The organism is Ruegeria sp. CDSB086 (assembly GCF_059611065.1).
The window spans coordinates 180,105-193,365 of the sequence record NZ_JBXWOV010000003.1 but is presented as its reverse complement, the minus strand read 5'-3'; the positions used below and the strand labels follow the sequence as shown (position 1 = coordinate 193,365).

The window sequence follows — 13,261 nt, the reverse complement described above, 5'->3', positions numbered from 1 at the left end:
CCGGCGGCGCCGTCCAGTGCGTATCGGCAGGATTTGCAGTATACTGTCGGAAACAGAATGTGTGGCAGGGTTATCGCCTGCGTCGTTTCCTCGCGTCTTATGGCCGTAACTTTACTTGTCGGGGGGCGTGAACAGGGATAATTGATACAGATCAATGCTGCGACTCTGACAATGCCGCTAGGCAAGACAGTCAAGGGGAAGCAAACCGCGGGGACGGCTTGATCCGCCATCCGGGGAAATAACGGGTTCGACAAACAGCACGTCTATGTCGGGCACAGAAGGAGAAACTGGTGGACTATACTGCTCAGCTCGATTCAGCGATTGCCAGGCTGCATGACGAAGGCCGTTATCGGACCTTTATTGATATCGAACGCCAGAAGGGTCATTTCCCGCATGCTGTACGGACGCGTCCGGACGGCTCGCAGCAGAATATCACCGTGTGGTGTGGAAACGACTATTTGGGTATGGGCCAGAACCCGGTTGTTCTGAATGCAATGCATGATGCGGTTGATGCTGCTGGTGCGGGTTCGGGCGGAACGCGTAACATCTCGGGCACCACGGTCTATCACAAGCAGCTTGAGGCTGAGCTGGCCGATCTGCACGGCAAAGAGGCAGCGTTGCTGTTCACCAGCGCGTATATCGCGAATGACGCGACGCTCAGCACTTTGCCGAAACTATTCCCCGGTCTGATCATTTATTCCGATGCACTGAACCATGCTTCAATGATCGAAGGCGTGCGCCGCAATGGGGGCGACAAGCGTATCTTCCGCCACAACGATGTCGCGCATCTGCGCGAACTGCTTGAGGCCGACGATCCGACCGCGCCCAAGCTGATCGCGTTCGAATCTGTCTATTCGATGGACGGTGATTTCGGCCCGATCGAAGAGATTTGCGACCTGGCAGATGAATTTGGCGCGCTGACCTACATCGACGAGGTGCACGCTGTTGGCATGTACGGCCCGCGCGGTGGTGGCGTGACCGAACGCGATCGTTTGGCGCATCGCATCGACATCATCAACGGAACACTTGCCAAGGCCTATGGCGTGATGGGGGGCTATATCGCCGCCAGTGAAAAAATGTGTGACGCTGTGCGCTCTTACGCGCCAGGCTTCATCTTCACGACGTCGCTGCCTCCGGCCGTTGCCGCCGGTGCTGCCGCTTCGGTGGCCTATCTGAAAGGTGCGTCAGAGTTGCGTGAGCAGCATCAGACACAGGCCAAGGTGCTTAAGCTGCGTCTGAAAGGGATGGGCCTACCGTTGATCGATCACGGCAGCCACATCGTACCTGTGATCGTCGGCAACCCGGTACACACCAAAATCCTGAGTGACCGGCTGCTGGATGACCATGGAATTTACGTCCAGCCGATCAACTTCCCGACCGTGCCGCGCGGCACGGAACGCCTGCGTTTTACCCCGTCACCGATCCACGGACCGGGTGAAATGAACCGATTGATCCATGCGATGGACGAACTTTGGTCACATTGTGCGCTAAATCGCGCCGAACTTGCAGGTTAACCTCACGCCAAAGTGTGCAATGCGTTTGTCGCGTGTTAAGCTTACGCTAACAAAAGAGACGCACGAATCGTTACGTAGGCGATTCGCCGTTGGCGTGTAACACGCGCAAGGCAGAATGGGGCAGCAGGGATGATTGGGCGCAGATCACAGCGCGATTCCGAAGAAAACACGGACGTCAGGCCGAAGGGCTTTGACGACTATGAGGTACGGCTTGGCGACAGGATGCGCGGCGAACGCGCGACCATGGGTAAGTCTCTTCTGGATGTTCAGCGCGAACTGCGGATCAAAGCCAACTACATAGCTGCAATCGAAGACGCTGATCCCGATGCGTTTGACACACCCGGCTTCATCGCCGGGTATGTGCGTTCTTATGCGCGTTATCTGGGTATGAACCCGGATGATACCTTTGCCACGTTCTGCGCCGAAAGCGGTTTCGAAGTGGCCCATGGTATGTCAGCCGAGGCTTCGGTTGTTCGTAAACCATCCGGCGGGTTGCCCGCGCGGGGTCCGATGGGGCGCGATCCGTTCATCTCGCCGAATACACCTTACATCCCAGGCAGGGAATCTCTGGTCAGCCAGATTGAGCCCCGTGCTATTGGATCGTCTCTGGTCCTGCTGGCGGTGATTGGTGGCATTGGCTATGGCGGTTGGGCGGTTCTGAACAAAATCCAACAGGTTCAGGTGAGCCCGGTTGAGCAGGCCCCGGTGGTTCTGTCCGATCTCGACCCGTTGGATGCAGCCCGCGCTCCGTTAGAACTTGCCGAAGCAGCAGAATCCACAGCACCGACCCCCGAAGCGCTGGATCGTCTTTATCGCCCACAGGCGCTGGATGTTCCGGTTCTTGTGGCACGTGACGCGCCGATTGCCACATTGGACCCTCGCACAGTCGGAACGTTCCGCCCGCCAGAGGCGCCCCGGATCGAAGTGGCCGAAGTGCACACAGTTGAACGCCTCGCATTGCCGCAGGTTGTTGAACAGGTTGATACCGCACTGAAAATCGTGGCCGTTGCGCCATCGTGGATGCGTATTCGCGCCGCCGATGGAAGCGTTCTGTTTGAAGGCACATTGGGTACGGTCGAGCAGGGCAATACATTCGAAATTCCGCTGACCGAAGAACCACCGCAACTGCGCGCAGGGGCTTCGGGTTCCGTTTATTTCTCGATGAATGGTGAACATTTCGGACCTGTTGGCGCGCCGGGCACGGTGACCAAAGGTGTTCTGCTGTCTAAGGACGCGGTTGCCGAGCGCTATGAGATCGCCGATCTGGAATCCGAACAGAACAGCGCCCTCAAACAATTGGTGGCCGAACTTCAGGCGGAAGTACCTGAAACGCCGGCTGAGTGATCTGGCCATTGCGGTGGCCGGGTAGGCGGACTATTTAAAGACGCAACTCAGGCAGCTTTGGACCCGTCCTCATGTCCCTTAATCACGTCCGCCCGTGGCGCAATATCTACCGCCGCAAATCCCGCCAGATCATGGTTGGAAATGTTCCGGTCGGGGGCGATGCACCCATTGCTGTCCAGACGATGACGAACACCCTGACAACGGATGTTGCAGGGACCGTTGGGCAGGTTCAGGCCGCGGCAGAGGCAGGTGCCGATATCGTGCGCATTTCCGTCCCTGATGAGGCGTCATCGAAAGCATTGAAAGAGATCGTGCGCGAAAGCCCGGTTCCCATCGTGGCCGACATCCACTTTCACTATCGCCGCGGTATCGAAGCTGCCGAGGCGGGTGCCGCATGCCTGCGCATCAACCCGGGCAATATCGGCGATGAAAAGCGTGTGAAAGAGGTTATCAAGGCCGCGCAGGACCATAATTGCTCGATCCGCATCGGTGTGAACGCCGGTAGTCTGGAAAAGCACCTGCTTGAAAAATATGGCGAACCATGTCCCGAGGCGATGGTCGAAAGCGGGTTGGAGCATATTCGCATCCTGCAGGACAACGACTTTCACGAGTTCAAGATTAGCGTGAAGGCCAGCGACGTCTTCCTGTCGGCGGCAGCCTATCAGGGCATTGCTGAGGCCACGGACGCGCCGATCCACCTTGGCATCACCGAGGCTGGCGGGCTGGTTTCTGGCACCATCAAATCGGCCATCGGGCTGGGTAATCTGCTGTGGATGGGTATTGGCGACACGATCCGTGTCAGCTTGTCCGCTGACCCGGTCGAAGAGGTAAAAGTGGGCTTTGAGATCCTGAAATCTCTGGGCCTGCGCCATCGCGGCGTGAACATCATCTCGTGCCCCTCCTGCGCGCGGCAGGGGTTCGACGTGATCAAAACGGTCGAGGCGCTGGAACAGCGGCTGGAACACATAAAAACTCCGATGAGCCTGTCGATCATCGGCTGTGTGGTGAACGGCCCGGGTGAGGCGCTGATGACCGATGTCGGTTTCACCGGCGGCGGGGCTGGATCGGGCATGGTTTATCTGGCGGGCAAGGCCAGCCACAAGATGTCCAACGACCAGATGATTGATCACATCGTCGAAGAGGTAGAAAAGAAGGCGGCGGAACTGGACGCCGTGGCTGAGGCGGCTGAATAGTTGATATCACTGACCCTCGGGTCAATTCAGACGGCGGGCATTTGTTGCGTTGCGCAGTGAATACCGCCACCAAGTTCGCCTAGAATATCGACGTTTAGTGCCACAACTTCGCGCCCCGGGTAATGTCGGGACAGGGCGTCGCGTGCGATGGTGTCGGTTTCTTTGTCACCAAATTGGGCCATGATGACCGCGCCATTGCAAACATAGTAGTTTGCATAGGATGCCACGAACTCTGGATCGTTGACCCGCCTTCTGACTGGTTCCGGAATGACGTCTACATGTAAACCTTCCGCGACCAATCGGTCATGCGTGTCCAATGCCGCAAGGTGGAAGGGGTCCTGAAAATCAGGTTCGTCCGGAAGGTTGACCAGAACACGACCGGGGCCAGTAAAGCGTGCCAGGCTGTCGATATGGTAGTCGGTGATGTCTTCGCCCCAAACACCTTCGGACCAAATCATGCGGTTCGCTCCGTAGGCGGCCAAAAGTTTGGCTTCGATCTCGTTGCGGGACTGGTCAGGGTTGCGGTTGTCGTTCACCCATGAGCTTTCATGCGCAATGAGCAGGCCGTGCCCGTCTTGCTCAACACCTCCACCTTCACCGTTCAGGCCGGAGGGAAGGAGCGGCAGGCCCAGTCGTTCGGCAACGCGACCAGCGACACGAGCATCCTGTTTGTGTGCTTGCTTCTCACCCCAGCCATTGAACTGGATTTTGCGGATAGCCATGTCACCGACGTCTGAGATCAAAAAGATCGGTCCGGAATCCCGGCACCAAAGGTCTTCGGTTGGGACGTCCCACAATTCAACTTCCGTTGAAAGTTTTTTACGCGCTGCCGAATGGTGTTCGGCAGCAGCCAGCATCCTCACCGGTTCAAATAGCGATATCGCATTGGCAATATCGGCGATTGTTTGCTGCACCAGATCACGCAAGTGGGCATCTGGATACACATTGCGGCTTACCGGCCACTGCATAAAAGTGCGTTGGTGTCGCGTTTCTTCCGCGGGAACAAAATAGCCCAAACCAGCTTGGGCAAAAGGTTGCTGTGTGACACTCATTAACCCAATCGCCCCGCCAGACAGCAGAACTTCCCTACGCTTCATTGTGAAAACCCTATTAGACTGTTGGGTGAAGAGCACCTCGGCGAGAGGTGCTCCTTGTTCATCAACCCTGATCTGCGCGCACACCGTCCGCAATCTGCTTCATCTGATCCGCTGGCAGAAAGCCGCGCAGCATTTCGGTGCCCAGAACAAATGAAGGTGTTCCTGAAATCTGCATACGCTGCGCCAGCGCACGGGTCTGACCGATTTCATCCGTAACCTGTTCGCTGTCCATGGCCGCAATGATCGCATCGCTGTCCAGGCCGAGGCCATCCGAGATCCGGCGCAGGGAGACTTCGGAAGGCTCTCCACCGAATTCCATCAGCGCGTCATGGACCTGTTTGTAGGCGTCATCGCCGGCCACATGTTTGGTTGCGACCGCAAAGCGCGAAGACAGGACTGAGGCGTCGCCCAAGATTGGGAATTCCTTGATTACAAGGCGGATGTTGCCATCTTCGGCCAACAGGCTCGCGACTTCGGGCACGGCGCGGCGACAGTAGCCGCAGCGGTAGTCCATGAATTCGACCAGCGTGATATCGCCATCCGGGTTGCCGCCAACCCAGCTATAGCCGTCGTTGAACAGCTCGTCCGCATTCGCGGCGACCAGTTCCTTGTCAGCAGAAGCTTCGGCCACAGCGTTGCGCTGTTCAAGAATGTTGATCGCTTCGATGATCACTTCGGGGTTTTCCAGAAGGTACTCGCGCACCTGCACACCGAACTGCTCGCGTTCGGCATCGCTCATGGTGCTCAGGTCCAGGGCCTGCGCGGGGCCGGTGATCAGGGAAAGCCCCAGAAGGGCGGGTGCAGCATGTCTGAGGATCATTTCCGGTTCCTTTTCTTTTTCTTCGCTCGTTCCGAGGCAATCAACACATCCTGTGCCCGTTGCCAACCAGGTGAACCTTCGGGCAATTGCCCGACGGCGCGTTTTGCGTGAATGCCTGCGTCGACCAGGCGGCCTTGCAGGGCATAGCGTTCTGCGGTCACGGCCGAGGCCATGCCGTTATTTCCGACCTTGGCGTAAGCCATTCCAAGGTCCTGCATCAGTCGTGCATTGCGATAGTCCCGCGCGCGTGCCTTTTCAAGCACCTTCAGGGCGTCGGTCGTCTGCCCATCTGCCAGCAAGGCGCGCCCGTACCCCGCCAGAAGCAATGGATCATTCGGCGACATCTCAACTGCCTGTCCATAAGCTTTAATTGCGTCGGGCAACTTTCTGTTTTCCAGCAGAATTTGCCCTTTTAGCTCATAAAAGAACGGATCATCGGGCCGGATTTCCAGCGCGCCGTCGATCGCTGCCCTTGCGCGGGCCAGATCGCGGTTTTGATGATGGGCGGCGGCTTCGCGCATCAGGCGTATGTCTTGCGCGCTTTCCTCTTTCAACCGGCTCAAGGTCCAGCCCGGCGAGCGTAGGAAGGCCGATAGCTTGCCCTTGACCCGCGCGAACCAGTAGTCGGCGTTGGGATTTGGCGACGCATGATCGCTGAACTCGCCCACAAACGCCTCAGCGGCGCGCAGCCGTTCGCGGCTGGTGGGGTGGGATCGCATATAGGGGTCTTGGTTGGCGGTATTCAGCAACTCTTGACCCGCAAACTTTTGGTGCAGAGCGACCATCCCGTTGGGTGAGATCCCCGCCGCGCGCAGGTAGCTGGCCGAACTGCGGTCGGCTGATGCCTCTTCGGCCCGTGTATGCCCCAGGAAACTGCGCAGGGCAGACGCGGATGTGCCGGCGGCGATTCCCGCTGCGGCTTCGCCACCACCTGCGGCTGCGGCGATCAGGGCCAGCGCAGTGCCCAGTTGGGCTTTGCGCTGCGCGGCGCGCATGTTTTCAACCCGCCTGGCCAGATGGCCATTGGCGATATGAGCTGCCTCATGCGCGATCACGGCTTGCAGCATCTCAGGGCTTTCGACGGTCAGGATTAGCCCGTAATTTACGTATATTGCGTTGTAATCAATGACAAATGCGTTGAACGTGCTGTCATTGACGACCAGAATTTTCACCCGATTGGTGTTTAGCCCGGCGGCCCGCAGAATGGGAAAGGCCAATTCGCGCAACCCGTGCTCGATATCGGGGTCGCGGATCAGGCTTTGAGCGCTGGACTGAAACGCACTGCTCAACCATGTCACTGCAATCAGCAACAGGGCCGGGATTGACGCCAGCTTGGATAAGCGTTCAAAAGCCATGGCTGCAACATGGGAGATGGGCATGAGAAACTCAACCCGATCCGGGGTCGATCCCTTCATCGTGATGGATGTGATGGAGGCCGCGCGCCGCGCTGAAGAGGCCGGGCGGCACATCATTCATATGGAGGTCGGCCAGCCGGGAACGGGCGCGCCCAAAGGGGCCGTTCAGGCCTTGGCCAGAGAAATGGATCAAGGCCCGCTGGGCTATACCGTGGCTTTGGGTCTGCCCGCGCTGCGGCAACGGATCGCAAGCCTGTACGGTGAGTGGTATAACGTCGATCTCAACCCCGACCGCGTCGTGATTACACCAGGGTCGTCCGGCGGGTTTCTGCTGGCTTTCACTGCCTTGTTTGATAGCGGCGACCGCGTAGGTATCGGCGCGCCGGGCTATCCCTCTTACCGGCAAATTCTGAAAGCGTTAGGTCTGGTCCCTGTCGATCTGCCCACCGCACCCGAAAACCGGCTGCAACCCGTGCCATCCGATTTCGCAGGGCTCGACCTGCAGGGCCTGATGGTTGCGTCGCCTGCGAACCCCACGGGCACGATGCTGGATCACAGAGCCATGGGCGCGCTTATTGACGCCGCACAAGGGCAGGGCGCTTCGTTCATCAGTGATGAGATTTACCATGGGCTGGAATATGAGGCCAAAGCCGTCACCGCGCTGGAGCTGACGGATGACTGCTATGTGATCAACTCGTTTTCCAAGTATTTCTCGATGACCGGCTGGCGCGTTGGCTGGATGGTGGTTCCCGAAGATCAGGTGAGGGTGGTTGAGCGGATCGCTCAGAACATGTTCATCTGTGCGCCGCACGCCAGCCAAGTGGCTGCGCTGGCGGCAATGGACTGCAACGATGAATTGCAGGCCAATCTGGATGTTTATCGCCGCAACCGCCAATTGATGCTGGACGGGCTGCCCAAGGCCGGTTTCACCAATATCGCGCCGCCAGATGGGGCGTTTTATGTCTACGCCGACGTCTCGGACCTGACCGACGACAGCCGGGCCTTTGCGGCCGAGGTGTTAGAAAAGGCGGGGGTAGCCGTCACGCCGGGGCTGGATTTCGACCCGCTGCGCGGTCATACAACGCTGCGGTTTTCATACGCGCGATCGACGGCGGACATCGAAGAGGGTCTGCAGCGCCTGCACCGCTTTATGGCGGATCGCGGTGCGATCAGGGAACAGGCCTGAGCCGTTCACAACGGGCCCCGGATGCGATAGAGTGCCAGACAAACGATCTCGGGAAAACTTGAGGCCATGAGCAGGATCATTTACGCCATTGCGCTGTTTTGGGTGCTGTCGACTGCCGCCGTCGCGCATGACTTCAGCGCGCTTGCGCGCGTGTTGCCGGATGACAGTCGCATTGTGGACGAAGGTCGCGCAGGGGTGAGGGTCGATCTGGGCCTCAGCCAGGGCGTCCCTTACCGCGTGTTCACATTGCAAGATCCCTACCGCATGGTACTTGATTTTCAAGAGGTTGACTGGACCGGGCTTGACCGCGAAGCGCTTCTGCAAACCGATCGTATCAGCGGTGTTCAATTCGGAGCATACGTTCCCGGTTGGTCTCGGATGGTTCTGGAACTTGGCGCGCCCTTGGCCGTCGACCGCGCCGAAATGAAAATTGATCAAACGGCTGGAGGCGCGCAACTGTCGCTGCTTCTGCAAGGAACCGATTTCGATTCATTCGCTGCGGGCGCGGGCGCACCCCGTCAACAAGGTTGGGATTTGCCCGAACCCGCGGTGACAGCGACCCGGCCGCGCCAGGGCGGGGCAGGCGCGTTGCGGGTCATGCTTGACCCCGGCCATGGCGGTATTGACCCGGGGGCCGAGGCCGACGGATTGGACGAAAAAACCCTGATGCTGACTTTCGCGCGCGAACTTCGCGAGCATTTATTGCGGACCGGAGGGTTCGAAGTGGTGATGACGCGGGTTGATGACCAATTCGTCTCGCTCGAACGGCGCATCGCGCTGGCGCATAGGGCCGGTGCCGATGTGTTTATCTCATTGCATGCAGATATCCTGTCTGAAGGGCGGGCGCATGGTGCCGCAGTATATACTTTGTCGGACGAAGCATCTGATGTGGCCAGTGACAAGCTGGCCGAACGTCATGACCGCGGTGACCTGATCTCGGGGATCGATCTGAGCGGTGCGGATGACCAGGTGGCCGATATTCTGCTGGATATCGCGCGGCAGGAAACCAAGCCCCGAACTGATGCGCTGGCCCGTGCGTTGGCAGATGGCATGACACAACAGGGCGGCCCGATGAACAGCAGGCCGATCCGCACAGCGTCCTTCTCGGTTCTCAAGGCAGCGGATATTCCTTCGGTTTTGGTCGAGCTTGGGTTTCTATCCAGTCCCCGGGACCTGCAGAATATCAGGAACCCGGAATGGCGCGTTGGAATGGCGCAGGGCATTGTCGATGGTCTTAAGAAATGGCGGCAGGACGACCTGATCAAAAGATCCTTGATTGGTCAGTGACCCTGCGACGTAAACCGGCTATTATTGGCCATCGTGTTTTGACCCTGCGCCGGGCCATCACTATATAGGCGTCACCGCGAGTAAAAGGCAGTAACGTGATCCGTTTCATTCTTTCGATTTTCGGGGCGATCTTCAGCCTCGTGACATTGGGTATCTTCATGGCCGCGCTGGTCGTCGGCGCGATCTTCTGGATGTATGGGCGCGACCTGCCCAGCCATGAATCGTTGGCGCAGTACAAACCGCCCACGATCAGCCGAATCTATTCGGGCGAAGGCCAGTTGATCGACGAGTTCGCGCAGGAACGTCGCCTGTTCACACCGTCCGAAGAGATTCCCGATCTGGTGAAGCAGGCGTTTATCTCGGCTGAGGACAAGAATTTCTACACCCACCAGGGGTACGATCCGCGCGGTATCATTGCTGCTGGTGTTGAGGCGGTGAAGTCCAAGGGTGAAACCGTTCGCGGTGCATCGACCATTACACAGCAGGTGATGAAGAATTTCCTGCTGTCCGGCGACCGCCGCGCCGAGCGGAAAATCAAGGAAATCATCCTCGCCACTCGGCTTGAGGATACGCTGGACAAGGAACAGATCCTCGAACTTTACATGAACGAGATCTTTCTGGGTCAGAACTCCTATGGTGTGACCGCCGCCGCACAGACTTATTTCAACAAGACACTGCAAGAGCTGGAGCCGCACGAGGCCGCGACATTGGCAGCGATGCCGAAGGCGCCGTCGGATTATCATCCGGTTCGGCAAAAAGAGCGTCTGCTTGCACGTCGGGACTATGTTTTGCGCGAGATGAACCAGAATGGGTATATCGATCAGGCGACCTATGAGGTCGAAGTCGAAATGCCCCTCCGCTCGGTCCAGAACGGAGATTTCGAAAGCTTCCGTACGGCGTTGCCGCCGCGTGACTATTTCACCGACGAGATACGCCGCCAGCTGAGCGACGATTTCGGCGAGGGTGAGTTCTTTACCGGCGGCTTTGCTGTCCGCGCCTCGGTCGACGAAGAAATGCAACTTGAGGCCGCCAAAGCCCTGCGCACCGCGCTGCAAAAATACGACCGCTCGCGCGGGAAATGGCGCGGGACTGGTGAAGTTATTGCGGAAGAAAAACTGACCGACGAAACTCAGTGGCGCGAAGCGTTGGCCATCATAGAAATCCCACGTGACGTTGTGCTTCCGACGCAGTGGTATCCGGCAGTTGTGATGAACGTCGGTGAACAGCAATTGACCGTAGGGATCGAGGACGGCCCGGCCGACGGCATCATCCCACGTTCCGATATCAAATGGATGCAAGGTGATTTCGCAGCGAACTTCAAACGTGGCGACGTCATTCTGGTTATGGCCGGGGAAGAAGGCCAGTGGTCTGCACGTCAGGTGCCTGAAGTGCAGGGTGGCTTTGTCGCGATGGACGTAAACTCGGGCCGTGTTCTGGCGATGCAGGGTGGGTTCTCGTATCAGGATTCGGTGTTCAACCGCGCCACGCAGGCGCAGCGCCAACCCGGTTCCAGCTTCAAACCTTTCGTCTACGCGGCTGCGCTGGACAGTGGTTATAGCCCCGCAACCATCGTTGTGGATGCCCCGATTGAGGTGAACACGCCTCAAGGACTGTGGAGACCCAAGAACTCGTCGAACAAATTCTACGGCCCAACGCCGCTGCGCACGGGGATCGAACAGTCACGGAACCTGATGACCATTCGTCTGGCGCAAGAGGTGACCATGCCTGTTGTTGCTGGCTACGCGGAACGGTTTGGTGTCTATGACCGTATGGGCGCGTTCCTGGCGAATTCGCTGGGGTCGGAAGAAACCACGCTGTACAAGATGGTCGCCGCGTACGCGATGTTCGCAAATGGCGGGGAGCGGGTGGAACCCACTCTGGTTGACCGTATTCAGGATCGGTTCGGTAAGACGATCTACCGCCATGATGACCGTCAGTGCTTGGATTGTAACTCGGCCTGGCTTGAGCCGGACGAGTCGCCCACCATCGAGACCAATCGCTCTCAGGTCATGGATGCGATCACCGCGTATCAGCTGACGTCGATGATGAAAGGTGTGGTGGATCGTGGGACCGCGTCCAGTGTTGTCAATCTGCCGGTGCCGACTGCGGGTAAAACGGGTACGACGAACGAATCCAAGGATGCGTGGTTCATTGGCTTCACCTCAAACATCGTTGCTGGTTGCTATATCGGTTATGACCGCCCGCGTCCGATGGGGCGAGGGGCCTATGGGGGTACGTTGTGCGGACCAGTGTTCCAAAGTTTCATGGAGAAAGCGGTCGAGAAATACGGTGGCGGGCCGTTTGATGTGCCCGAAGGTGGTCACTTCATCAAGATCGACCGCTTCAGTGGCGCGCGCCTGCCTGCCGATGCTTCCGGTGACTATGTTGTGGCTGAATATTTCCGCGATGGCGTCGACGGCTTTATCGACCGTGTCTATGACGGTGGCTTTGCGATGGGCTCCGACCTGCCTCTGTTCGAAGAGGCCAACTCGGGCCGTCAGGTTACCACGTCGACTGGCAACACAATCACTGTTGGCCCCAACGCCAGCCAGGGTGATCTGCAGGGCGGCGGTCTTTACTGATCCGCTACCTGCAGGAGTAGGTTCAACAGGTCTTCTTCCGGGTCATTTGTGACGGTGCCATCTGCGCGCCAGAAGATCGACAGAGGACATTTTGCGGCTGCCCATTGGGCAAGTCGTATTTCGTTAACCCGCATGGCGGTCGCGTATAGCGCTAGGCCAGTTTCAATCTGTTCAGGGCGCCGAACCAACTCTGGCATGCCTTTTGGGTGGCGTAGGGCATTGGCCAGCTCAAAAGCGGGATCGCCGATGTACCCCTTGGCGTCAAAGACCCGATGCCCGGCGGGTGTTGCGATCACGTTGTCATGATGCAGATCCCCGTGCAGCGGAACAACCATATCCTGCGTGTCCAGAAGGTGACTGCCAATGTTGATCGCTTGCATCATGTCGTGCCGTAGCCGGGTCGGGCAATCATCTGAGAATTGGCAATCTAAAATTGGCGCGAAGACTTCCTGAAGCGGTTTCAGCCCGGTCGTGTTGATGGTCAGACTTTGGTGCAGTCGATCCGCTGCCGTCGCCAGACCGCGTACCGCATCATCCGGGCGGCCAGACCGCGCGATGTCCCCAAGCGATGGCCCTTCAAGCCATTCCGTCAAAACGGCGTTGGGGGCCTCGGCCAGTATGTGCACAGCGCCCCGGTTACGCCACAGATGCATAAGGTGCGGACCAGCTGTTTCATTGCCACGGTTTGGGCGGCGATAGATCTTGAGGGCGGCAAGCGTGTTGTCCAAAGTTCGGACCTTCCACACATGTGCATGCCCGGTATCCGCAACGAGCTGAGGGTCTTCCAATTCCCATCTGGTCAGAAACTCGTTCAGCGCATTTTGCATTCCGTCTCGCCCGTCTTGTGGTGGCCCGCGCCTCTTGCTATCACGCAGGCCTGATT

At 58.3% G+C, this 13,261-nt stretch carries 10 protein-coding genes; 6 read left to right on the top strand and 4 right to left on the bottom strand.

The window, feature by feature from the left end; translation table 11 throughout:
* Window positions 1-290 precede the first annotated feature (290 nt).
* The 3 genes from hemA (at window position 291) to ispG (ending at window position 4,051) form a co-directional block, all read left to right on the top strand.
* A complete protein-coding gene (gene hemA / locus AC2FIO_RS07770; protein WP_496696747.1) occupies window positions 291-1,514 on the top strand; it encodes a 5-aminolevulinate synthase in 1,224 nt (407 codons plus the stop codon).
* A gap of 129 nt (window positions 1,515-1,643) precedes the next feature.
* Window positions 1,644-2,858, top strand: coding sequence for a helix-turn-helix domain-containing protein (locus tag AC2FIO_RS07765; protein ID WP_496696745.1), 1,215 nt, complete (start codon window positions 1,644-1,646; stop codon window positions 2,856-2,858).
* Window positions 2,859-2,929: 71 nt separating this feature from the next.
* Entirely contained in the window at window positions 2,930-4,051 is a 1,122-nt protein-coding gene (gene ispG / locus AC2FIO_RS07760; protein WP_496696743.1) for a flavodoxin-dependent (E)-4-hydroxy-3-methylbut-2-enyl-diphosphate synthase, read from the top strand.
* Window positions 4,052-4,077: 26 nt separating this feature from the next.
* Here the strand turns inward: ispG and AC2FIO_RS07755 are convergent, their stop codons facing one another.
* The 3 genes from AC2FIO_RS07755 to AC2FIO_RS07745 all read right to left on the bottom strand — a co-directional run bounded on the left by AC2FIO_RS07755 (window position 4,078) and on the right by AC2FIO_RS07745 (window position 7,347).
* Window positions 4,078-5,148: an agmatine deiminase family protein gene (locus AC2FIO_RS07755; protein WP_496696742.1), complete on the bottom strand. Its 1,071-nt coding sequence runs from the start codon at window positions 5,146-5,148 to the stop codon at window positions 4,078-4,080.
* 61 nt (window positions 5,149-5,209) lie between these two features.
* Window positions 5,210-5,968, bottom strand: a complete 759-nt coding sequence (locus tag AC2FIO_RS07750) for a DsbA family protein (RefSeq protein WP_496696740.1) — start codon at window positions 5,966-5,968, stop codon at window positions 5,210-5,212.
* On the bottom strand, window positions 5,965-7,347 hold the full coding sequence (locus tag AC2FIO_RS07745) for a M48 family metalloprotease (RefSeq protein WP_496696739.1): 1,383 nt from the start codon (window positions 7,345-7,347) through the stop codon (window positions 5,965-5,967). Before AC2FIO_RS07745 ends, AC2FIO_RS07750 begins: the two co-directional genes overlap by 4 nt.
* On the opposite strand from AC2FIO_RS07745, the gene AC2FIO_RS07740 reads away from it, so the two are divergent.
* From AC2FIO_RS07740 to AC2FIO_RS07730, 3 genes are all read left to right on the top strand, one after another.
* Window positions 7,346-8,509, top strand: a complete 1,164-nt coding sequence (locus AC2FIO_RS07740) for a pyridoxal phosphate-dependent aminotransferase (RefSeq protein ID WP_496696737.1) — start codon at window positions 7,346-7,348, stop codon at window positions 8,507-8,509. The genes AC2FIO_RS07745 and AC2FIO_RS07740 overlap by 2 nt on opposite strands.
* A 66-nt stretch (window positions 8,510-8,575) precedes the next feature.
* Complete coding sequence (locus AC2FIO_RS07735; RefSeq protein ID WP_496696735.1) at window positions 8,576-9,796, top strand: N-acetylmuramoyl-L-alanine amidase; 1,221 nt, start codon at window positions 8,576-8,578, stop codon at window positions 9,794-9,796.
* Window positions 9,797-9,891: 95 nt separating this feature from the next.
* On the top strand, window positions 9,892-12,378 hold the full coding sequence (locus AC2FIO_RS07730; protein ID WP_282120490.1) for a penicillin-binding protein 1A: 2,487 nt from the start codon (window positions 9,892-9,894) through the stop codon (window positions 12,376-12,378).
* Here the strand turns inward: AC2FIO_RS07730 and AC2FIO_RS07725 are convergent.
* Complete coding sequence (locus tag AC2FIO_RS07725) at window positions 12,372-13,205, bottom strand: aminoglycoside phosphotransferase family protein (protein ID WP_496696733.1); 834 nt, start codon at window positions 13,203-13,205, stop codon at window positions 12,372-12,374. The genes AC2FIO_RS07730 and AC2FIO_RS07725 overlap by 7 nt on opposite strands.
* Between the last annotated feature and the right edge of the window lie 56 nt (window positions 13,206-13,261).

Excerpts from the sequence above, each read along its gene's own strand:
- AC2FIO_RS07765 (WP_496696745.1), top strand. The coding sequence starts at position 1,644 with ATGATTGGGCGCAGATCACAGCGCGATTCCGAAGAAAACACGGACGTC.
- ispG (WP_496696743.1), top strand. The coding sequence starts at position 2,930 with ATGTCCCTTAATCACGTCCGCCCGTGGCGCAATATCTACCGCCGCAAA.
- AC2FIO_RS07755 (WP_496696742.1), bottom strand. The coding sequence starts at position 5,148 with ATGAAGCGTAGGGAAGTTCTGCTGTCTGGCGGGGCGATTGGGTTAATG.
- AC2FIO_RS07750 (WP_496696740.1), bottom strand. The coding sequence starts at position 5,968 with ATGATCCTCAGACATGCTGCACCCGCCCTTCTGGGGCTTTCCCTGATC.
- AC2FIO_RS07740 (WP_496696737.1), top strand. The coding sequence starts at position 7,346 with ATGAGAAACTCAACCCGATCCGGGGTCGATCCCTTCATCGTGATGGAT.
- AC2FIO_RS07745 (WP_496696739.1), bottom strand. The coding sequence starts at position 7,347 with ATGCCCATCTCCCATGTTGCAGCCATGGCTTTTGAACGCTTATCCAAG.
- AC2FIO_RS07735 (WP_496696735.1), top strand. The coding sequence starts at position 8,576 with ATGAGCAGGATCATTTACGCCATTGCGCTGTTTTGGGTGCTGTCGACT.
- AC2FIO_RS07725 (WP_496696733.1), bottom strand. The coding sequence starts at position 13,205 with ATGCAAAATGCGCTGAACGAGTTTCTGACCAGATGGGAATTGGAAGAC.